Origin of the sequence: Massilia mucilaginosa, assembly GCF_011682145.1 — a bacterium.
Taxonomy (GTDB): domain Bacteria; phylum Pseudomonadota; class Gammaproteobacteria; order Burkholderiales; family Burkholderiaceae_D; genus Telluria_A; species Telluria_A mucilaginosa.
Window position 1 is genome coordinate 1 of sequence record NZ_WHJH01000032.1, and the last position, 20,199, is coordinate 20,199.

Genomic DNA, 20,199 nt, shown 5'->3' on the forward strand with positions numbered 1-20,199 from the left:
ACCGTGCCATTCACCAACAACGTTGGCGAACGCGCCGTGCGCATGCCCAAGGTCAAACAGAAAATATCGGGCTGCTTCCGCACACTCGCCGGTGCCGAGCACTTCTGCGTCATCCGCTCCTGTCTCGACACACTGCGCAAACAAGGCCACAGCATGCTCGCTGTACTACAACGCGCCTTTGCCGGCAACCCTATCCCACTAATTGCTTAGTCGCTGAACAGTCACGGAACTGATAGGCGAAATAGGCCGGCTTTTTGATTCCCTGGGTATTCATCAGGCCAAAACCGCCGTGAAAAGCCTCCATGCGCGGCCCGGCTTCTTCGAAAATATCGGTAAACACCCAGTACGACATCGACTGCGCCCCCGCGCCGACCTGCTTGAGCTTTTGCAGGATATACGCGGCCTGGTGATAACTGTCGTGGGTCGGGTCGGCCGGCGTGTACGAGGAACTCCATTCGGTGTAATGCAGTTCCAGTCCGGGCATGGCCGATGCCGCGATTTGCTGGCGGCTCCGGATCACGTCGCCGCTGATCGCAGCGCCGTCCCGGCTCAATACCGTGCCCGTGCCGCCGTATTCGTCCAGGAAGCCCTGATCGACGCCGTAGGTGTGGGTGCTGACGAAATCGAGCGGTACGCCATGGCGGGTGCAGTAGGCGATCATTTCAGGTATCCACGCGGCGCCGGCGGTAGCGGGGCCGCCCACCTTGTAATTGGCGTTGACGCTTTTGATGGCGCGCGCGGCATGCTGGTACAGCTTGAAATAATCGTCCTGCGAACCGGACCAGAAGCCATCCAGGTTCGGTTCGTTCCAGACTTCGAAATACCAGCTGGCCACCTCGGCTGCGCCATAACGTTCGGTAAAGTGCCCGGTCAGGGCCTTGATCAGGCGTTCCCAGGCCGCATAGTCCTTGGGCGGCGTGACGTTACCGCGCCACCAGAAGATGGTTTTATCGCCGCTGGCCATGTGCGACGGCATGAAGCCCAGTTCGACAAAAGGTTTGACGCCGATGCTCAGCAGATAATCGTACAGCGCGTCGACATACTGGAAGTTGTATTGTTCCTTGCCCTGGGCATCGACCCGGTACACGGCCATGTCGTCGGACAGCAGTCCGTGCATGCGGATGTACTTGAACCCGGCGTCGCGTTTGATCTCGGCCAGTTGCCGCTGCCAGTCGGCGCGCAGGCCTTCGTTGGCGCGCCCGGCGCCGATGGACATATTGAATGCGGGCGCCAGGGTGCCATCGATGGCGTTGGCATCGAGCGCGATCACACGCGATTGCGCGCGGCCCGCCAGCGGTAGCGCCATCATGGCGATGAACAGGAAGATGCTGGTTTTCCGATGAATCATGGTCGCGCTCCGCGGCAGGCAGTCATTGGCAATCTGCCATTCTGCGAGAGACCCGGTGGCGCGGCAATGCCGAAAACAGCGTTGTCGCGTTATGAAATCCGCCAGCGGCGGCGCCCTCACGCCGATGCAAGCGAAAGGGCGCGGCAGGACGCTTAAGGCGCGATTTCCGGCGCCGCCAGCATGATATTGCTGACCGCGCCGCTGTCACGCAGGATTTTCTGTGCGATCACGCGGTTCGCGGGGGCCAGCACATTGAAGTGATCCGCGCCCTTGACCGCAACGAAACGGATGTGCGGGTTGCTCGTCGCGCTGCGCATGGCGAGCAGCGAATCGATGTTGCCGCCCGCGCCTTCGATGACAAACACCGGCGAGCGCACCGATCCCAGCCAGCGCGCCGGCGAGCGCAGCGCGGCTTCGCGCGGATTGGCCGGGTTGAAACTGGTAAAGCGTCCACCGTAGCCATCGATCTCACCGACCGGGCCGAAAGCGAAGACAGCGCGAAAGCGGGCCGAGGTCTCGGCGGTGAGCAGTGCCAGGGTGCCGCCGGTACTGTGCCCGCCCAGGTAAATCCGGTCCGGGTCGACGTAGGGTTGCTTGGCCAGGTAGGCCGCAGCGGCGAGCACGTCGTCGACTTCGCCGAGGAAACCTTCGTGTTCGCCGGGATTATCGTTGCCGCCGCGCAGAGACGGGAACATCATCACGATCCCCGCCTTGCGAAAGGCGCTCGCGCTCTGGTCGTTGTCGGCCGGATTCGGCGACCAGACATCGCCAATGGTGTTGGAGTCGCCGCCGGTCATCCAGACGATGGCCGGGTGCTTTTTGCCGTCCTTCGGATCGGGGGTGAGGTAAGCGCCCAGTTTGCCGGGGGCGGCATCGTAACGCACGAGCTTGAAGATATTGGCAGGCGGCGTCGGGAAGGGCTCTTGCTCGCGTTGCTTGCGGATCGGGGTGGTGCGAAAACCTTTGCGGGCGTCGGCCAGGGGGGATGTGTCGGCGGCGCTGTCCGCGCGCGCGGATGGGGGCTGCGCGAGCGCTGGCGGGTGGGTGGCAAAAACGGTCGACACCAGCAGCAACAGCGCGGGTAAGCGGGGGAAATTCATGGTCCATCCTTTCGTTGCGACGCAATGGCGTCGGCAGGGAATGCGGGCAAGCGTGCCATGAAGTATCAGGCACGCTGGGGAGCGTTGGGCGGCAGCAGGGCTGAATCGGGCTGCTTTCTTGAGTGTATCAGCGCTTGCAATATAGAAAAACTCTAATGGTCTGGCAAGGTTTTTGTGCGAAAGGTTCGTGATTGGCGGCTATTTCCCGGTCAGCGGGTCGAACCAGAGTTCGGCGCGCGACAGCGGGGTTGGCGGCGTCAGGCGTGGATTGGGCAGTCGGATCACGCGCCGCTGCGTCATCGCCGCCCTGCCGATGATGTCGCCTTTGTAGTCGGCCCAGCCCTGGCCGACGCCGGCGCGCAACGGGCGCAGATCGGCCACCGACTTCACTTGCGCAAAGTGGGCGCGGTCGCTCTGGCGGATCAGCAGCAGGCGGTAGCCGAGCAGGCCGCGATCGACTGGCAGGCGGATCGGCAGGAATTGCATTTCCAGCTCCGGCGAACTGGCGCGCACGAAAATGTTGATGCGGCCGGCGGGTGTCGCCATTTCCTGGACCACGCGCGAGGGCGACATCGGCGCCGCCGACTGGCGCTGCTCGAACGCGCCGAAGGCGGGGACGGTCTTTTCCAGCGCCGCGCGCAGCACCGCCCAGTCGTAGTCGTAGCGGCTGTCGATGCCGTCGCTGGTGAGCGGATAGGTCAGGGTGGCGGCGTGGGCATGGCAGGCGAGCGCGAGCGATGCCAGGAGCATGCGGCAAAGGCCTGGCAATCGCGTCATGTTCTTGCGCATGGGGAACTGGCGGGAGACTGGCGAAGCCCCGAGTGTGCCATGCGGGCGCGCGGGTCACCAAGCGTGGCGGGCTGCGCTGGCGCGATTACAACGGATCGCGGGCGCCAAGGCAGGGGTGCTTGACTGCCGGTGCTCGATACCGCGGAGGGGCGAGCCTCGGGCGGTGCGATCGACGAGGCGCCGGACAGGATGTGCCGATGCTGTCCGGACCAGCGCTGCGCAATGGCGAAACAAGCATGCTGGTCGGGGTGAGAGGATTCGAACCTCCGGCCTCTGCGTCCCGAACGCAGCGCTCTACCAGGCTGAGCCACACCCCGACGGGTGGTCAGATCTCACACCTGATAAATTATGCCGCTCAGTGGTTCCTGTCAACTGCGAAGCTACACAGTTGCAGCAGGCTTTGCTTGTACAAACTATCCGGCAATCCTTCAATGGCGTGCGCCGCCCGCTTGGCGGCGATTTCCGCCTCGCGCCGCGTGAAGTCGAGCGCGCCGCTGCTGGTGACCGCCGCCAGAATCGCATCGAAATGCTGCTCGTCGCCTTGTTCGATGCAGTTGCGCACCAGCTCGCGCTGCTCGGGCGTGCCGTTTTCCATCAGCCAGATCAGCGGCAGGGTCGGCTTGCCTTCGCGCAGGTCGTCGCCGACGTTCTTGCCGATTTCGCTGGCGTCGCCCGCGTAGTCGAGCACGTCATCGATCAGCTGGAAGGCCGTGCCCAGCGAGCGGCCGTATTCGCCGGCCGCGCTGATCTCGTCATCGTTGGCGCCGGAAATGAGCGCGCCCAGTTCCGCCGCCGCTTCGAACAGCTTGGCCGTCTTGGAGCGGATGACTTTCAGGTAGCTTTCTTGCGATACATCCGGATCGTGCATGTTCAGCAACTGCAGCACTTCGCCTTCGGCGATCACGTTGGTCGCGTCCGACAGGATCTGCATCACGCGCATATTGTTCAGGCCAACCATCATCTGGAACGAGCGCGAGTACAAGAAGTCTCCCACCAGCACCGATGCCGCGTTGCCGAACAGCGCGTTGGCGGTCTGGCGCCCGCGCCGCATCGACGATTCGTCGACCACGTCGTCGTGCAGCAGGGTGGCGGTGTGGATGAATTCGACCACGGCGGCCAGCTCATGGTGGGCCGTGCCCTTGTAACCATAGGCGTTTGCCACCAGCAATACCAGCACGGGGCGGATGCGCTTGCCTCCGGCGCTGATGATGTATTCGGCAATCTGGTTGACCAGGCTGACCTCGGAATGCAGGCGCGCGCGGATCACCGTGTTGACTGCCTCCATGTCCGGAGCGATCGATTGGGCGATGGAATTTTGTTGTGCGTGTAAGATGGCGGCGGACAAGGCGAACCTGCAATGGACGTTAGGTGCGGCGATTATACGACAAGCCGCCTGTTTCCGCCCCATGCTCAACGGTTACGCCCGCCTGGCCGTACAGCGCGGCGCCGGCCCGCCCAGCGCCTTGTAGTTGTCGACATACCACGAACATGTGGCCTTGTGCATGACTTTTGACGAAAAAAACCAATCCATGTATAATCTGCGGTTCCCCCGGCTCCGGCCAGGGAATTTTTTAACATTTGATGAGGTTTCCTATCATGTACGCGGTCATAAAAACCGGTGGCAAACAATACAAAGTTGTCGCTGGCGAAAAACTTAAAGTAGAACAGATACCGGCAGACATTGGTTCCGAACTCACCATCGATCAAGTTCTCGCAGTAGGCGCGGGCGACACCATCAAGTTTGGTGCGCCATTGGTCGAAGGTGCAACGGTACTGGTAACTGTTGTGGCACACGGTCGTCACGATAAAGTGAAGATTTTCAAGATGCGTCGTCGTAAGCACTACCAAAAGCATCAGGGCCATCGCCAGAATTTCACCGAAATTCAAATCGTTTCGATCAACGGTTAATTCCGGGTGCCAGGCGCGCAAGCGCCCGGCTAGATCAGTCCAAAGTTAACCAGCTATCCAGGAGTATTTAAATGGCACACAAAAAAGGCGGCGGCACAACGCGCAACGGCCGTGACTCAGAATCAAAACGCCTTGGCGTTAAAGTCTACGGCGGCCAGACCATCAATGCCGGCGGCATCATCATCCGTCAGCGCGGCACCCCGGTGCGCGCAGGCGAAAACGTCGGCACCGGCAAGGATCACACCCTGTTCGCGCTGGTCGACGGCAAGGTGAAGTTCGTTGTCAAGGGCGCAGGCTCGAAGCAGTTCGTTACCGTTGTTGCTAACGACGCAGCTCCAGCAGCAGTCGCAGCGTAAGTTGTATCCGCGCTGTCATGGCGCACATTTGTAAGGCGCAAGCCTTCCATTGAAAGGCTCTGCCCACGGTAGGGCCTTTTTAGTTTTAGGGCGGCACAAAATATGAAGTTTATCGACGAAGCAAAAATCGAGGTCATCGCCGGCGACGGCGGCAATGGCTGCGCATCGTTCTGTCGCGAGAAATTCCGGCCTTTCGGCGGCCCGGACGGCGGCGACGGCGGCAAGGGGGGCTCCATCTGGGCCGTTGCGGACCGCAACATCAACACCCTGGTCGACTTCCGTTACTCCAAAATGCACAAGGGCAGGGACGGCGAACCAGGCCGCGGCGCGGACTGCTATGGCAAGGGCGCGGAAGATATCTATATGCGCATGCCGGTCGGCACCTTGATCGTCGATAACAACAACGGCGAGATCATCGCCGACTTGACCGAACACGGCCAGACCGAACTGCTGGCCAAGGGCGGCGAGGGCGGCTGGGGCAATATCCACTTCAAGTCCTCGACCAACCGCGCCCCGCGTCAAAAGACCGAGGGCAAGGAAGGCGAACGACGCGAACTGCGCCTGGAACTGAAAGTGCTGGCCGACGTGGGCCTCTTGGGCATGCCGAACGCCGGCAAGTCGACCTTCATCACGGCCGTCTCGAACGCCAAGCCGAAGATCGCCGACTACCCGTTCACCACCCTGCACCCGAACCTGGGCGTGGTGCGCGTGTCGCACGAGAAGAGCTTTGTGATCGCCGACATTCCCGGCCTGATCGAAGGCGCTTCCGAAGGCGCGGGCCTCGGCCACCAGTTCCTGCGCCACCTGCAGCGTACCGGCCTGCTGCTGCACATCGTCGACATGGCCCCGTTCGAGACCAATGTCGATCCGGTCAAGGAAGCCAAGGCCCTGATCAAGGAACTCGAAAAGTACGACGAGTCGCTGGTCGACAAGCCGCGCTGGTTCGTCTTGAACAAGCTCGATGTGGTGCCGCAAGAAGACCGCAAGAAGCTGGTCAAGGATTTCGTCAAGCGCATGGCCTGGAAGGGTCCTGTGTTCGAAATTTCGGCCCTGAGCCACGAAGGCTGCCCGGAGCTGGTCAACGCCATCTACCTGCACCTCGAGACCATCAAGAAGAGCGAGCACCGCGCCGAAGAAACGCAGATGACCGAAGAAGCACGCGGCATTGCGTCGATCGACCCGGACGATCCGCGCTTCAAGATCCTCGACTAAGTTGTCCTGAGTTGGTAATACCCATGCAGGGTATTCTGAGTTGAAAGTTTGTTGAACAAATATGCCGACAATCGCCCCGATACTGCGTCGAAAATGCTCGCAAGGCACCAGCCTTGCTCCGCTTTTACTCCTTGCCTCAGGGCGATTTCGGCACATTTGATCATCAACAAACTTCCAGCTCAGAACACCCGGCAGAAGCTGCGCGCGCAGCTTCTGAACCTGATCGCCCTTGCCAGTTCGCTGGCCGCACTCGCGGCCTTGCTGGACCCGGACCGGGTGGCGATCGCCATGGGCGTCTTTCTCGTTGGCGTGAACGGCTACAGCCAGTTCTTCGCCATGTATGTCGGCGTCAGGGTGGCTACCGCCGCCCTGGCGCTGCTGGCAGCAAGGCAGGCCGACCAGCCTGTCCTCGGCGATATCACCGCATTGTTCGTCCTGGCGCAGCCGGCCGGCCGCTTTGTCGCGGCCTTCGCCATCGGCCTGCCCCAGGGATTGTTGTTAATCGTTTGCGGGATCGAACTGGCGGCAGGCCTCCTGCTGCTTGCCTTGCGCCCGCGCTGACAAGAACCGCCGCCCCCATGAACTCCGTCATCCAGACCGCTACCCGCATCATCATCAAAGTCGGCTCCTCGCTCGTCACCAACGACGGACGCGGACTCGATCACGCCGCCATCGCGCGCTGGGCCGCGCAAATCGCCGCCCTGCGCGCCCTCGGCAAAGAAGTCGTCATGGTCAGCTCCGGCGCCATCGCCGAAGGCATGCTGCGCCTCGGCTTCGAGAAGCGCCCGACCGACATCCACGAACTGCAGGCCTGCGCCGCGGTCGGCCAGATGGGCCTGGCGCAGATCTACGAAACCAGCTTTCGCGCGCACGGCCTCGGCACGGCCCAGGTGCTGCTCACCCACGCCGACCTGGCCGACCGCGAACGCTACCTGAACGCGCGCTCCACGCTCACCACCTTGCTGCGCCTGGGTGTGGTCCCGATCATCAACGAGAACGATACCGTCGTCACCGACGAGATCAAGTTCGGCGACAACGACACCCTCGGTGCCCTGGTGGCCAACCTGATCGAAGCCGACGCCCTGGTCATCCTCACCGACCAGCAGGGCCTGTACAGCGCCGACCCGCGCAAGGACCCGCAAGCGGTGCTGATCGCCCATGGCGAGGCGGGCGACCCGGCGCTCGAAGCGATGGCCGGCGGCGCCGGCAGCAGCATCGGGCGCGGCGGCATGTTGACCAAGATCCTGGCCGCCAGGCGCGCCGCCGGCTCGGGCGCGCACACCATCATCGCCTGGGGCCGCGACAGCGACGTGCTCACGCGCCTGGCCGCCGGCGAAGCGATCGGCACCGAACTGCGCGCCCAGACCGGGCGCCTGACCGCGCGCAAGCAGTGGATGTCGGACCATCTGCACACCGCCGGCAAGGTGGTGCTCGACGCCGGCGCGGTGCAAAAGCTCTCAAAAGAAGGCAAGTCGCTGCTGCCGATCGGCGTGATCGAAGTGCGCGGCGAGTTCGGACGCGGCGCCGTCATCACCTGCCTGGCCGAAGACGGCACCGAGATCGCGCGCGGGCTGTCCAACTACACCAGCGGCGAAGCGCGCCGCATCCTGCGCAAGCCCTCGTCCGAGATCGAAAAACTGCTGGGCTTCCTGGAAGGCCCGGAGCTGATCCACCGCGACAATCTGGTCCTGCTCTGATCCGGACGCGGCCTCGTGCCGCGCTCCAGAAACATTGCATTCAAGCATTGGATCAGTTACGCTTCAGGCATCCATCGTAAAAGCTGCGATGCCCCTTATCGTCTGCCTGAAGCGTGCCAATCCCCATGAAAGCGTTCTTCTTCAAATTCCTGAGCTGGATCGGCGTGCTGGCGTTCCTGATGCTCGGGTTCTTCTATTACATGTTCACCTACAGCGTGCTGGTGTTCTTCGCGACCCTGCTCGCCGTGCTGGTGTGCGCGCCGCCATCGCGCCGCTTCATCATCGAGCGTAGCGGCGTGAACCTGGGCGGCGGCGGCCTGGCCATCGCCTTGATCGTGCTGTTCATCGCGCAGGCCTGGATCGGCTTCTCGCAAAATTTCGATGTGATCGAAGAGAAGGAAGCGCTGCGCGAGCGCGAGAAGGCCCAGGCCCTCTCTAACGCGCGCGAGGGCCAGCAGGCGCGCTTCCTGGCCGCCAAGCCGGCCCTGGTGGCCGAGATTACCGCCAAGCGCGACCAGGGCTTGCTGACCGAAGCGCTGGCGCTGATCGACAAGTCCGCCGCCGGCCGGGCCGATCCCGACATCGGCAAGCTGCGCGTATCGATCCAGATCATCCAGACCCAGGCCGGCCTGAAGGACGAAACGGCGCTGCCGCTGCGCCAGCGCCTGGCCATCTACACGCGCCTGGCGGCGCTCGATCCATCGAATCCGCGCTTCGCCTCCAGGGTGGCCATGCTCGACGCGGAACTGAAAGAGCGCAGCGCGCGCGAACAGGCCGAGACGGAGCGCGCCAGCGACGCCATGGGCCGCGAAGCGATGCTGGCGCGCCAGTTCGACAAGCGCAGCGGCGCGCATCTCAAGCTGCAGGCGGAACTCAAGCGCACCATGATGAACCCGGCCAGCTACCAGCATGTGGAAACGACCCATCTCGATACCGGCGGCGGCATGAGCGTGCGGACCACTTTTCGCGGCAAGAGCGCGGCCGGCGAGACGGTTGAAAACAGCGTCACCGCCACCGTCGACGACAGCGGCAATGTGCTGACCATCGAAGAGTAGCGAAGCGGCGTTTGCGGGTGCGCACGGCCGCACGGCGCAATGATCCTGCCGAAAAGCGCGCCGCGCCGGTATGATGGCAATTTCGCCATCGTTCCACCGAGCCCCATGATCAATTCACTCAAGCGACTGTTCGCCCGCCCCCAGGCTGTCGTTCCGGCCGCGCCCACCGGCGCGACGACCCTTTACAACGTCTACTGCACGCGCCACACCATCGCGCAGCCGGCCTTTGCCCACGCGCTGCAAGGACGGCGCGACCTGTCCGACGGCGAGCTGCTGGGCCACCTGCACAGCTTCTGCGGCTATGTGTTCAGCCGCGGTACCGAAGCGATGACGCGCGATAAGTACCATGTCATCCTGCACATGCAGCGGGTCCAGCATCACCTGAGCATGGAGGTGGCCGACGACGCGCTGCCCGGGCTGCACGCCTGGGCGCGCGATGCGAACGCGCTGCTGTTTACGCCGGACGGCCATGTACGCGATCCCGGCGGCCATGTACTGATCAGCAGCGCCGACGGCCAGGCCACCGCCGATGCCAAGGTGCCGTATCCGGCGCAGGCGTGGACGCGCAAGGCCGCCACCGAAGCCATGCTGGCCGCGCGCGGCATCGCGGTGCCGGACAGCCTGCCGCCGCTGGTGTGCGAAGAAGAGCTGACCCTGCGCGAGCGCGACGAAGTGATCGGCCGCGCTCGCGCCTTGCTGCTGGTGGCCCTGCGCGCCGAATCGGTGGCTGCGGGCGAGCCGATGGCGGTCGCCACCTTGCTCGACAAAATGCCGCTGGCCGAAGACAGCCTGTCGCCGGCCGAACGCGCTTTTCTCGCGCTGGAGTCGCCTTCCGAGCACGAATGCGCGCAGTTCCTGTGGCGTTACGAGAGCCTGTATGTGCTGCAGTGGGCGCTGGGCATGGTCGGCGAGCTGCCGTACCCGGATGCGCCGTGCGACACCGCCGCCGCGGTGGCGCGCCAGATCGAGATGCGCGGGCCGCAACTGCGCGACGCCAGCCAGATTGTCGACGCGCTCGACCAGACTTACCGCCTGCACTGGAATATCCGCCAGATCCGCCTGAAAAAGACCGGTGCCGACTTCGGCGCCGATGCCGACGTGGTGATGGAACGTCACCACGCCCTCAACTGGCTGGTGCGCTTCCAGCACGCCGACTGGGACGTCGTCGACACCCCGACCTGACGGTTAGGAGGCTAGCGCTTGAGCAGTTCGCGCAAGGTGCGCTCCGGGTTGAGCAGGAAATCGCGCGTGACCTGGAAGTGCTCGGTGTCCTCGTACGCCACTTCGCTAATGCCGTCGGCGCCGCACTGGTAGATGCGCGCGCCGGGGTAGGCCATCAGGATCGGTGAATGGGTCGCCACGATGAACTGCGAGTCGTCCAGCACCAGGTCGTGCATGCGCGAGAGGACGGCCAGCTGGCGCTGCGGCGACAGCGCCGCCTCCGGCTCGTCGAGTATGTACAGGCCCTTGCCGCCGAAGCGTTCGGTCATCAAGGCCAGGAAGGACTCGCCATGCGACTGTTCGTGCAGCGACACGCCGCCGTAGGAGTCGATGATGCGCGGCCCGCCGGCGCCTTCATCCAGGCGCTCGATTTCGGTGGCGACATTGAAGAAGCTCTCGGCCCGCAAAAAGAAGCCGTCGCGCCAGCGCCGGAAGCCTTTGCTCACGCGCAGATACTCGTGCAGTTCCGAATGCGAGCGGCGCGTGCCGAACCTGAAGTTTTTGGTGCCGCCTTCGGCATTGAAACCGAGCGACACGGCGATCGCTTCGAGCAGGGTCGATTTGCCGGCCCCGTTTTCACCGATGACGAAGGTCACCTTCGAATGCAGCGCCAGTTCGTGCAGCGAACGCACGGCCGGCAGGCAAAATGGATAGCGCTCGAACGAGTCGACCCGCTCGCGCAGCAGCGCGATGCGGCTCACGTACTGTGTTGAAATCATGCGCGCGCTTCCAGCGCCGCTTCGTACAGCGCCAGGTCGGCGCCTGAAAAACAGCAGAACACCACGTCGCGGATGCCTGGCGCATCCTGCAGCGCTTCGCGCACGGTGGTCACCGCCACGTTGGCGGCCAGTGCCGCCGGGTAGCCGTAGATGCCGGTGCTGATCGCCGGGAAGGCGATCGACGCCAGCGAGCGCGCAGAGGCAATCCCGATGGCGCGCCGGTAGCAGCTCGCCAGCAGCGCCGCTTCGCCATTGTCGCCACCGCGCCAGACCGGGCCGACCGTGTGGACGATGCATTTGGCGGCCAGACCATACGCGCCGGTGGCCTTGGCTTCGCCGGTCTTGCAGCCGCCGAGCAGGCGGCATTCGTGCACCAGCTCCGGCCCGGCCGCGCGGTGGATCGCGCCGTCGACCCCGCCGCCGCCCAGCAGGGACGAGTTGGCGGCGTTGACGATGGCATCGACCTGCAAGGTGGTGATGTCGGCGCGCACGGCGCGCAACCGTGCGCCGTTCTGGTGAAGCACTTCGTCTGTCATGCGATTCTCCAAAAAAGTGCGCCTGGTCGAGAGACTACTTCAGCGCCGGCGCCGGCGTCTTCGCCTTGTATTCGCACAAGTCGGCGATCATGCAGTTCCAGCACAAGGGTTTGCGCGCGATGCAGGTGTAGCGCCCGTGCAGGATCAGCCAGTGGTGCGCATCCTGCAAAAACTCCTTGGGCACGAACTTGAGCAGCTTTTGCTCGACCACCACCACATCCTTGCCCGGTGCGATGCCGGTCCGGTTCGACACCCGGAAAATATGCGTGTCGACCGCGATGGTCGGGTCGCCAAAGGCCGTATTGAGCACCACGTTGGCGGTCTTGCGTCCCACGCCCGGCAGCGCTTCGAGCGCCTCGCGCGAATGCGGCACTTCGCCGCCGTGCAGGTCGATCAGTATCTGGCAGGTCGCCATCACGTTCCTGGCCTTGGTGTGATACAGGCCGATGGTCTGGATGTACGATTCGAGTTCGTCGATCCCCAGCGCCAGGATGGCCGCCGGGGTGTTCGCCACCGGATACAGGCGGCGCGTGGCCTTGTTCACACCCACATCGGTCGCCTGGGCCGACAGCAGCACCGCGATCAGGAGTTCAAAGGGCGTGGTGTAGTCCAGTTCCGTGGTCGGGTGCGGATTGGCGGTGCGCAGGCGGGTGAAAATGTCAGTACGTTTTGCTAAATTCATCTCATTGTTCCGTGGGCGGCGCCGCCTTCTGGCGCGCGCGTTCCATGGCGGCGGCGATGATGGCGCGCTTGCGCTCCTTCTCGGCGACTTCTTCGGGGGTGTTGGTCGGCTGCGCGGTCACTTCCTGCATCTTGGCGACCGCCTTGGCGGCCAGGCGCGCATCGTTTTCCTCGCGCTCGCGCTGCAGGCGCGCGTTGCGGAAGTCGTGCCGGTCGCGCGCGCTGTCGGCCTGCTCCTGCGACCACGCGGCCCAGCCGGTGCGCTCGCCCGTCACCGGCATCATGCTGATGCAGTCGACCGGGCAGGGCGCCACGCACAGGTCGCAGCCGGTGCACAGGCTTGGCAGGATCGTGTGCATCTGCTTGGCCGCGCCCATGATCGCATCGACCGGGCAGGCCTGGATGCACAGGGTGCAGCCGATGCACAGCGCTTCATCGATAAACGCCACCGGGCGCGCACGTTCGACGCCGTTGGCCGGATTGATCGGGATGACCTTGCGCCCCAGCAGCGCGGCCAGGCGCGCCACGCCCTCGATGCCGCCCGGCGGGCACTGGTTGATGTCGGCCGCGCCCCCGGCGATCGCTTGCGCATACGGGCGGCAGGCGGGGTAGCCGCATTTGGTGCACTGGGTCTGCGGCAGCAGGTCTTCGATGTGGTCGGCCAGGGTCTTGGTCACGGCGGCGGGCGGCAAACGGGTGGGAAAGCGACATTATAGTCGCCGCCCGCCATCCTCAGCGCGCGCGCCGCGGCCGGCGAAAAAAATGCCGCAGACGGGAATCGACCCGCGTGCGGCATTCTTTGCGGCGGACTGGAAATCAGCCGTGCTTGAGGATGAATTCGCCGATCTTCGGGCAGATCACTTCGCGCCAGCGGCGGCCCGAGAAGATGCCGTAGTGGCCGCATTTCGGCGCCACGAAATCCTGCTGCATGTCGGCCGGAATGCCGCTGCACAGATCATGCGCGGCCTGGGTCTGGCCGGCGCCGGAGATGTCGTCCAACTCGCCTTCGACCGTAAACAGGGCCACCGTGGTGATGTCCTGCGGACGCACCAGCTTGCCGCCGACGGTCCACGTGCCTTTCGGCAGGCGGTGTTCCTGGAACACGGTCTTGATGGTGTCGAGGTAGTACTCGGCCGGCATGTCGAGCACCGCGTTGTACTCGTTGTAGAACTGGCGATGGCCTTCGGCCGGTTCGTCGTCGCCCGCCACCAGGTGGTTGTAGAACTCGCGGTGGCTCTGCGCGTGGCGGCCCGGGTTCATGGCGATGAAGCCGGCGTGCTGCAGGAAGCCCGGATAGACCTTGCGCCCGAAGCCCGGATAGTTGGCCGGCACCGCGTAGATCACGGTGTTTTCGAACCACGAAAACGGCTTTTCGATGGCCAGGTCGTTGACCGCGGTCGGCGACTTGCTCGGATCGATCGGGCCGCCCATCATGGTCATGGTTTTCGGCAGCTTCGGATCCTTGGCGGTGGCCATCAGCGAGATCGCGGCCAGCACCGGCACGGTCGGCTGGCACACCGAAATCACATGCAGATCGGGTGCGAGCAGGCGAATGAAATCCTGCACGTAGTAGATATAGTCGTCCAGGTGGAACGCGCCTTCGGTCAGCGGCACCATGCGCGCATCGGTCCAGTCGGTGATGTACACGTCATGCCCGGTCAGGAGCCCGCGCACGGTATCGCGCAGCAGGGTCGAATGGTGGCCGGACAGCGGCGCGACCAGCAGCACTTTCGGCTGGCCCAGCTTTTCAATGGCCTTGTCGTTCAGGTCTTTTTTGAAGTGCAGCAGGCGGCAGAACGGACGGGTCTGGACGACCTGCTCCATGATGCCGACCGTTTCGCCGTCGATGACGGTCGATGTGATGTCGAAAGCCGGTTTTTCGTAATCCTTGCCGAGTCGGTACATCAGCTCGTAGCCAGCGGCGATCCGCTGCGCGAACGGCGTGTGCGCGAACGGGGACACCGGATTGGAAAAGAGTTTGGATGAGGCGTCGGCCCACTGCATCAGTGGCGTCAGGAATGAGCGTTGCATCTCGTGCAATTGGTAAAGCATACATATTCCTTCGTGGTAGTCGTTGCCTTGCAATCGTTTGCGTAAGGTGTGCTGATGAATTATAGGCCATTTGAAAGGCCGGTCTGCAATTTAGCGTTCTTGTTGGAAAGTCAGCGCGGCTGTCAGTTTCAGGCAAGCCAAGCGTGTTCGATACACCGTTTTATCACACAATGCTGCGCTGCGTTTATGAGCTACCTAACGCAGCATGAAAAATGCCCCGACTGGGCGGGGCATCTGTTGTGGCGGTAAGACTGATCCGGCATGCGCGCTTGTCAGTCGAAGGTCGGGGTCTCGACACCGAGGATCTTGTGCAGTTTCGGCGACGTGGTCGTGTACTGCATGTGGATCTTCTTGTCCGGGAAGATGTAGGGCGCCGCGCCGAAGGCGGCCAGCGCCGCTTCGTGGAAGCCCGACAGGATCAGCTTCTTCTTGCCCGGATAGGTGTTGATGTCGCCCACGGCAAAAATGCCCGGCACGTTGGTTTCGAACTTTTCGGTGCTCTGCACCTTGAGCTGGCGCCGCTCGATGTCCAGGCCCCATTCGGCGATCGGGCCGAGTTTCGGCGACAGGCCGAAGAACACCAGCAGCATGTCGAGCGGTACGCGGCGGGTCACGCCGTCGGCGCCGGTCACTTTGACTTCGCTCAGCTTGCCGTCTTTTTCATCGAAGCCGGTGACCTGGCCGATGATCAGCTGCATTTCGTAGGCTTCGCACAGGGCCTTCATCTTGGCCACCGAGGCCGGGGCGGCGCGGAAGTCTTCGCGGCGGTGCAGCAGCACCACCGATTCGGCCTTGCCCACAAAATTCAAGGCCCAGTCCAGCGCCGAGTCGCCGCCGCCGCAGATGACCAGGTTCTTGCCTTCGAACTGGCTTGGGTCCTTGACGCGGTAGTGCACCTGGGTGCCGTCGAAGGCTTCGATGCCGTCGACCTTGATCGTGCGCGCCTGGAACGAACCGACGCCGGCCGCGATGAAGATGGTCTTGGTGATGAACTGGGTGCCGGTCGATGTTTCGACGTTGAAACGGCCGTCTTCACGGCGCTGCACCACGGTCACTTCCTGGTTCAGGTGGAAGGTCGGCTCGAACGGCTCGATCTGCTTGAGCAGGTTGTCGGTCAGTTCCTGGCCGGTGCACACCGGTACCGCCGGGATATCGTAGATCGGCTTGTCGGGATACAGTTCCACGCACTGGCCGCCCACGGCCGGCAGCGAATCGATCACATGGGCCTTGATTTCCAGCAAGCCGAGCTCGAACACCTGGAACAATCCGACCGGGCCTGCGCCGATGATCACGGCATCGGACTCGATGGCGCCGGCAAAGGAACTATTGGCAGCGACGCTGCCTGCTTCATGGTTGGCGATGATAGTCATGCGCTTACTTCCTGTTGATTTTGGGGTGGGGTTGCTGCTTGCAGCGCTGCATCGGGCGTTGCTGCGGATGGCCGACAGTGTGCCACGATGGAGACGATCTTGCTGGCGCGAACCCTGGCGCCGGCCCGCGAGGGCGGTCCGGCGGGGCTGCTGGCTGGCTTAACGGATCAGCTGATCGATCTTGTTCTGGACGTCTTTCCACTGTTCCGCGTCGGGCAAGGCCGGCTTGGTCTTGGTGATGGACGGCCAGGCGCGCGCCAGTTCAACGTTGATCTTGATGAACTGCTGCTGGTCGGCCGGCACATCTTCTTCCGCAAAGATGGCGTTGACGGGACATTCGGCCACGCACACAGCGCAATCGATGCACTCGTCCGGATCGATCGTCAGAAAATTCGGGCCTTCCCGGAAACAATCTACCGGGCATACATCGACGCAATCGGTGTAACGACAGCTGATGCACGATTCGGTGACAACGTGGGTCATAACAGTCCTATCAGTGAAAAGGGTGCTGCGGGCCGGTGGCGAAGGGCTTACGCCGACCATAGCAAAGCACTGTATTTTAAGGCAATTCGCTTATTCCCACAATTCAGGCTTATACACAATCCACATAAGCAAATGCGCCGTTGCACCCGCACACACGGGCATTTTTGCTCAAAAACCAAGACTTGTTTTCCTGCCAATTCAAGCGAACTGAACAGAAATGGTCACCCTGATAAGGGGGCGCGGGTTTGATGCGGCGCAAACGCGGCCCGCAATTGCCGCTACAGCAGGAAGGCGATCATGGCCACGATGGTCGGCGGCAGCGCGCCCGCCAGCAGTCCGGCCACACCGATCGACTCATCCTCGAAGCCATCGCGCAGCAGGGCCGCACCGGCCGGATTGGGGGCGTTGGCGATGATGGTCAGGCCGCCGCCGGCCACCGCGCCGGCCACCAGCATGTATTTGGCCTGGTCGGACAAGCCGGCAATGAGCGAGCCGAGGTAGGTGAGGGCGGCATTGTCGGTGATCGCGGTCAGGCCCACGGCGCCGAAGAACAGCGCGGTCGGCCCCAGGCTCGACACAATCGGCTGCAGCCACCATTGCTGCATGCCGCCCAGCACCACCAGCCCGGCCAGGAAGAAGCCGACCAGCAAGCCTTCCTTCAGGATCAGGGGATTCTGGTACTTGTCGTAGGCATGGGTAAAGCCGATGAAGAACATGAACAGGCCCATGAAGATGACCGGATGGTGGGCAAAGCCGACCACGGCGGCCAAAAAAGCCAGGTGGATCGCGCTCACCAGCAGCGGCACCTTGACCGCGCCAGACGCCGGCGCCGGTGCGTCGATGATGTGCTTGCGCAGCATGACGGTCACCACGGTCGCGTTGATGAGCACGGCGATGGCGGCGCGCCAGCCGAAGGTCGAGGCCATGAAGGCGCTGTCCCAGTTCCAGGTGGAGGCCACCATCAGCACCGGCGGCGCGGCGAACGAGGTCAGGGTGCCGCCGATCGACACATTGACGAACAGCACACCGAGGGCGGCGTACTTGAGCCACTCGGGCATGTCCTTGCGAAAGATCTGCGGCGCCAGCATCAGCGCGGCCAGGGTCATGGCGGCCGGTTCGGTGATGAGCGAGCCGATCAGCGGCACCAGCGCCAGGCACAGCCACACGTTGACCAGCGGCGTGCGCAGCGGCACCAGGCGGGCCAGGGTGGCGATGACGGCGCGGATCGCTTCGAGCACCGGCCTGGACGCCGCCACCACCATGATCACGAACACGAACAGCGGTTCGGTGTAGGTGCGCGATTCGGCGTAGGCGATGGCTTCCTGGCCGCCGACCAGGAAGGCCATGGCCAGGATCAGCACCAGCGCCCACAGGCCGAACACGACCTCAACTTCGCCGAAGAAATGGAACAGCCCGGCGTGGCGCGGATAGCGGTCGGCCAGGCGCTCGAAACTCTTGGCGGCAAAGGTGTGGGCCAGGGCGAGTCCGAACAGGATCGCGGCGATGAGTTGCATGTCGCTCATGTCATTCCGATAAAAAGTAGCCGAAAAGCATTATAGGACGGGAAGCGGCGCGGCAGGGCGAACTAGGCGGCCTGAGCGCAACAAGGTATCATGTGCGCGAAAAACACAACAAGGAAAGTCATGGCTGACATCAGCATCGTTCAGGAGCATAGCCTGACACCCAACAAGGCGCGCGAAGCGGCCCAGAAAGTGGCCGACAAGATTGCCGCGGAATATGGCCTGGAGTGTGCGTGGCAGGGCGACGTCCTGCATTTCGAGCGCAGTGGCGTGCATGGATCGCTGGCGCTGGAAGCGCAGCGGGTGGCGATGCATATCCGCCTGGGGTTCCTGATGAGTGCGTTCGCGCCGGCGATCGAGGCGAAAGTGACGGAAAAGCTCAAAGCGGTCTTCGGCGCAGCCTGAAGCGGCCGCGCCGGGGTGGCTGGTCAGCCCTTCAATTCTTCGATCAGGTCGACGTACTGCTGCATGGCGTCGTCCTTCGAGGTGCCTTTCACGGCATCCCACGCATCGTACTTGGCACGGGCGACGAAGTCGGTCATGCCGGGACGGTTGCCGTCGGTGTCGCCGGCCGATGCCTGTTTGTAGAGCGCGTAAATCTTCAATAAGGTTTGATTATCGGGGCGCTCGGGCAGATTTTTGGAATCGGCCAAGGCCTGGTCAAACTGTTCCTGCAAACTCATCGTATCTCCTGGGGTGGCTGAAATGAAGGATGAGAATCTTAGCGCAGCTTGCACGCCAAACGCCGGAAAAGCGCAAGAGATTAGAGGGGATGCTCAGCTTCGCTGCCGGAGCCTTCCCTGGCTGTGGCCGAGGACGGTAATGGGCTGCTTGTCCCGGATTGAGCAGGCTTGCAGCCAAAAACGTGGCGGCGCGGGCCGGGTCCTGGATAAAAAATTTCCTCAGGGTAAATTTCGCTGTTTGGGTGTATGATTTCGTATCGACATAACGTTGTCTTGATCAGTGGTGCCTATGATGCGAGCGGGCGGACAGGTTCTTTCGGCGTGGGCTTGCGGCCTGGCCATGCTGTTCTGTAGCGTCGCCGCAGCCGGTACTCCCGCGCGCCCGGTGCTGGCCGATGCCAGCCGCATCATACGTCTCTCCTCGCTCGAATGGCCTCCGTATACCGGCGCGGCGCTGCCCCAGCAAGGCGCGACGACGGCGGTGATCGCCGCCGCGCTTGCCAGCATGGGGTATCGCCTGGAAGTTCACTACTTTCCATGGTCGCGGACCATCGCCCTGATCAAACACGATTCTCCATTTGCCGGGTATTACCCCGAATACCTCTCGGCCGGGCGGGCACTCGACTTTCTCGTGTCCGACCCGATCGGCAGCGGCCCGCTCGGCTTTGCTTACCACGCGGACGCACCGGTTCAATGGGAAACCATGGCCGACCTGTCGAGGTATCGTATCGGCGTCGTCGAAGGTTATGTCAATACGAGCGAGTTTGACGCGCGGGTACGCCAGGGAGCGCAAATGGTCGATACCGCGGTGAACGACAAGCAAAATCTGCGCAAGCTCGCCGCCAAGCGGGTCCCGCTGGTATTGATCGACCGGCGGGTGTACGAACACCTGATCCTCAACGACGCCGACCTGCGCGCCGTGGCGCCGGCGCTGCGTTTCCATCCCCGCCTGTTGGAAGACAAGCAGCTCTACATTTGCTTTCGCTCCAACGCCGAGGGCGAGCGCGTGCGCAAGATCGTCAATCAAGGCTTGAAACGGATTGATATCGAGGCAGTGGTGGCGGCAGCCTTGAGCGCTGGCGGTGCGAAGTAGCAGCCTGCCGGACGTGCGGTGTGGCAGTGAAAGAATCGCGCGACGAGGCCAGGCTGGATTATGGCGAACGCAAGCGGATGCCTTGCAAGGCGCCGCTTGTGGAAGCTGGAAACTACACGAATTCATGCGCACTTACTCAGTCCGCGTCTGCGGCCTGCGCCCTGGCTTTGGCCGCCTTTTCCTCATCGCTGTCGCGGAACGGATACGTGGCCACCTTCACCGCGCCCTTGGTCACCGCGACCCCGGCGCCAACGGCGGCCGAGCCGACCGCGGCGCCGGCGCTGACCACCGCGCCGGTCACCGCGACGACCGCGCAGCCATTTGACGCGGCCAGCACCAGCAGCGCCAGCGCGTAGCGCAGGGCGCTCATCGGCAT

Annotated in this window: 24 protein-coding genes and 1 tRNA gene; 10 read left to right on the forward strand and 15 right to left on the reverse strand. The window is 63.4% G+C overall.

What is annotated here, in order from left to right; translation table 11 throughout:
- Nucleotides 1-210, forward strand: a 210-nt coding sequence (locus F2P45_RS21860; protein WP_166879930.1) for an IS66 family transposase, incomplete at its 5' end; no start/stop codon positions are given.
- On the opposite strand, the gene F2P45_RS21865 is transcribed toward F2P45_RS21860, so the two are convergent.
- The 5 genes from F2P45_RS21865 to ispB form a co-directional block, all read right to left on the reverse strand.
- Nucleotides 191-1,348, reverse strand: coding sequence for a GH39 family glycosyl hydrolase (locus tag F2P45_RS21865; RefSeq protein ID WP_229505220.1), 1,158 nt, complete (start codon nucleotides 1,346-1,348; stop codon nucleotides 191-193). The genes F2P45_RS21860 and F2P45_RS21865 overlap by 20 nt on opposite strands.
- Before the next feature lie 152 nt (nucleotides 1,349-1,500).
- A complete protein-coding gene (locus F2P45_RS21870; protein WP_166879932.1) occupies nucleotides 1,501-2,448 on the reverse strand; it encodes an alpha/beta hydrolase family protein in 948 nt (315 codons plus the stop codon).
- Between the two features lie 198 nt (nucleotides 2,449-2,646).
- Nucleotides 2,647-3,198 carry a hypothetical protein gene (locus F2P45_RS21875; RefSeq protein WP_166879934.1) on the reverse strand — a complete coding sequence of 184 codons (552 nt, stop codon included), beginning with the start codon at nucleotides 3,196-3,198 and terminating at the stop codon, nucleotides 2,647-2,649.
- A gap of 279 nt (nucleotides 3,199-3,477) precedes the next feature.
- Nucleotides 3,478-3,554, reverse strand: a tRNA-Pro gene (locus F2P45_RS21880).
- Between the two features lie 38 nt (nucleotides 3,555-3,592).
- Nucleotides 3,593-4,582: an octaprenyl diphosphate synthase gene (gene ispB, locus F2P45_RS21885; RefSeq protein ID WP_166879935.1), complete on the reverse strand. Its 990-nt coding sequence runs from the start codon at nucleotides 4,580-4,582 to the stop codon at nucleotides 3,593-3,595.
- Nucleotides 4,583-4,833: 251 nt separating this feature from the next.
- Between ispB and rplU the strand changes: the two genes are divergently transcribed.
- From rplU to F2P45_RS21920, 7 genes are all read left to right on the forward strand, one after another.
- The gene (gene rplU, locus F2P45_RS21890; RefSeq protein ID WP_054268134.1) at nucleotides 4,834-5,145 is read left to right on the forward strand and encodes a 50S ribosomal protein L21; all 312 of its coding nucleotides are present in this window, start codon (nucleotides 4,834-4,836) and stop codon (nucleotides 5,143-5,145) included.
- Nucleotides 5,146-5,216: 71 nt separating this feature from the next.
- Entirely contained in the window at nucleotides 5,217-5,501 is a 285-nt protein-coding gene (gene rpmA / locus F2P45_RS21895) for a 50S ribosomal protein L27 (protein WP_166879937.1), read from the forward strand.
- 102 nt (nucleotides 5,502-5,603) lie between these two features.
- Nucleotides 5,604-6,713 (forward strand): GTPase ObgE, encoded by a 1,110-nt coding sequence (gene obgE / locus F2P45_RS21900; protein ID WP_166879939.1) that lies wholly within the window; start codon nucleotides 5,604-5,606, stop codon nucleotides 6,711-6,713.
- Nucleotides 6,714-6,869: 156 nt separating this feature from the next.
- A complete protein-coding gene (locus F2P45_RS21905; RefSeq protein ID WP_188130202.1) occupies nucleotides 6,870-7,274 on the forward strand; it encodes a hypothetical protein in 405 nt (134 codons plus the stop codon).
- Nucleotides 7,275-7,291: 17 nt separating this feature from the next.
- Nucleotides 7,292-8,410 (forward strand): glutamate 5-kinase, encoded by a 1,119-nt coding sequence (gene proB / locus F2P45_RS21910; protein ID WP_166879941.1) that lies wholly within the window; start codon nucleotides 7,292-7,294, stop codon nucleotides 8,408-8,410.
- A 125-nt stretch (nucleotides 8,411-8,535) separates the two neighbouring features.
- Nucleotides 8,536-9,465 (forward strand): hypothetical protein, encoded by a 930-nt coding sequence (locus F2P45_RS21915; RefSeq protein WP_166879942.1) that lies wholly within the window; start codon nucleotides 8,536-8,538, stop codon nucleotides 9,463-9,465.
- Nucleotides 9,466-9,570: 105 nt separating this feature from the next.
- Nucleotides 9,571-10,647, forward strand: a complete 1,077-nt coding sequence (locus F2P45_RS21920; RefSeq protein ID WP_166879944.1) for a DUF4272 domain-containing protein — start codon at nucleotides 9,571-9,573, stop codon at nucleotides 10,645-10,647.
- 11 nt (nucleotides 10,648-10,658) lie between these two features.
- Here the strand turns inward: F2P45_RS21920 and F2P45_RS21925 are convergent, their stop codons facing one another.
- From F2P45_RS21925 to F2P45_RS21960, 8 genes are all read right to left on the reverse strand, one after another.
- A complete protein-coding gene (locus F2P45_RS21925) occupies nucleotides 10,659-11,405 on the reverse strand; it encodes an AAA family ATPase (RefSeq protein WP_166879945.1) in 747 nt (248 codons plus the stop codon).
- Nucleotides 11,402-11,941: an O-acetyl-ADP-ribose deacetylase gene (locus F2P45_RS21930; RefSeq protein ID WP_166879947.1), complete on the reverse strand. Its 540-nt coding sequence runs from the start codon at nucleotides 11,939-11,941 to the stop codon at nucleotides 11,402-11,404. The genes F2P45_RS21925 and F2P45_RS21930 overlap by 4 nt, the downstream gene beginning before the upstream one ends.
- Before the next feature lie 34 nt (nucleotides 11,942-11,975).
- Nucleotides 11,976-12,623, reverse strand: coding sequence for an endonuclease III (nth, locus tag F2P45_RS21935; RefSeq protein ID WP_166879948.1), 648 nt, complete (start codon nucleotides 12,621-12,623; stop codon nucleotides 11,976-11,978).
- A 1-nt stretch (nucleotide 12,624) separates the two neighbouring features.
- Complete coding sequence (gene rsxB / locus F2P45_RS21940) at nucleotides 12,625-13,299, reverse strand: electron transport complex subunit RsxB (protein ID WP_166879950.1); 675 nt, start codon at nucleotides 13,297-13,299, stop codon at nucleotides 12,625-12,627.
- Between the two features lie 139 nt (nucleotides 13,300-13,438).
- A complete protein-coding gene (locus F2P45_RS21945; RefSeq protein WP_166879952.1) occupies nucleotides 13,439-14,674 on the reverse strand; it encodes a polyhydroxyalkanoate depolymerase in 1,236 nt (411 codons plus the stop codon).
- A 272-nt stretch (nucleotides 14,675-14,946) separates the two neighbouring features.
- Nucleotides 14,947-16,044, reverse strand: coding sequence for an NAD(P)/FAD-dependent oxidoreductase (locus F2P45_RS21950; RefSeq protein ID WP_188130201.1), 1,098 nt, complete (start codon nucleotides 16,042-16,044; stop codon nucleotides 14,947-14,949).
- A 159-nt stretch (nucleotides 16,045-16,203) separates the two neighbouring features.
- Nucleotides 16,204-16,527 (reverse strand): ferredoxin FdxA, encoded by a 324-nt coding sequence (gene fdxA / locus F2P45_RS21955; protein ID WP_166879954.1) that lies wholly within the window; start codon nucleotides 16,525-16,527, stop codon nucleotides 16,204-16,206.
- Nucleotides 16,528-16,805: 278 nt separating this feature from the next.
- Nucleotides 16,806-18,050: a putative Na+/H+ antiporter gene (locus F2P45_RS21960; RefSeq protein WP_166879955.1), complete on the reverse strand. Its 1,245-nt coding sequence runs from the start codon at nucleotides 18,048-18,050 to the stop codon at nucleotides 16,806-16,808.
- A gap of 120 nt (nucleotides 18,051-18,170) precedes the next feature.
- Between F2P45_RS21960 and F2P45_RS21965 the strand changes: the two genes are divergently transcribed.
- Complete coding sequence (locus tag F2P45_RS21965; protein ID WP_166879957.1) at nucleotides 18,171-18,452, forward strand: polyhydroxyalkanoic acid system family protein; 282 nt, start codon at nucleotides 18,171-18,173, stop codon at nucleotides 18,450-18,452.
- 23 nt (nucleotides 18,453-18,475) lie between these two features.
- On the opposite strand, the gene F2P45_RS21970 is transcribed toward F2P45_RS21965, so the two are convergent.
- Entirely contained in the window at nucleotides 18,476-18,730 is a 255-nt protein-coding gene (locus F2P45_RS21970; RefSeq protein ID WP_166879959.1) for an acyl-CoA-binding protein, read from the reverse strand.
- Nucleotides 18,731-19,070: 340 nt separating this feature from the next.
- On the opposite strand from F2P45_RS21970, the gene F2P45_RS21975 reads away from it, so the two are divergent.
- Nucleotides 19,071-19,823: a substrate-binding periplasmic protein gene (locus F2P45_RS21975; protein WP_166879961.1), complete on the forward strand. Its 753-nt coding sequence runs from the start codon at nucleotides 19,071-19,073 to the stop codon at nucleotides 19,821-19,823.
- Between the two features lie 136 nt (nucleotides 19,824-19,959).
- Here F2P45_RS21975 and F2P45_RS21980 read toward each other — a convergent pair whose 3' ends face one another.
- Complete coding sequence (locus F2P45_RS21980) at nucleotides 19,960-20,199, reverse strand: hypothetical protein (RefSeq protein ID WP_187367208.1); 240 nt, start codon at nucleotides 20,197-20,199, stop codon at nucleotides 19,960-19,962.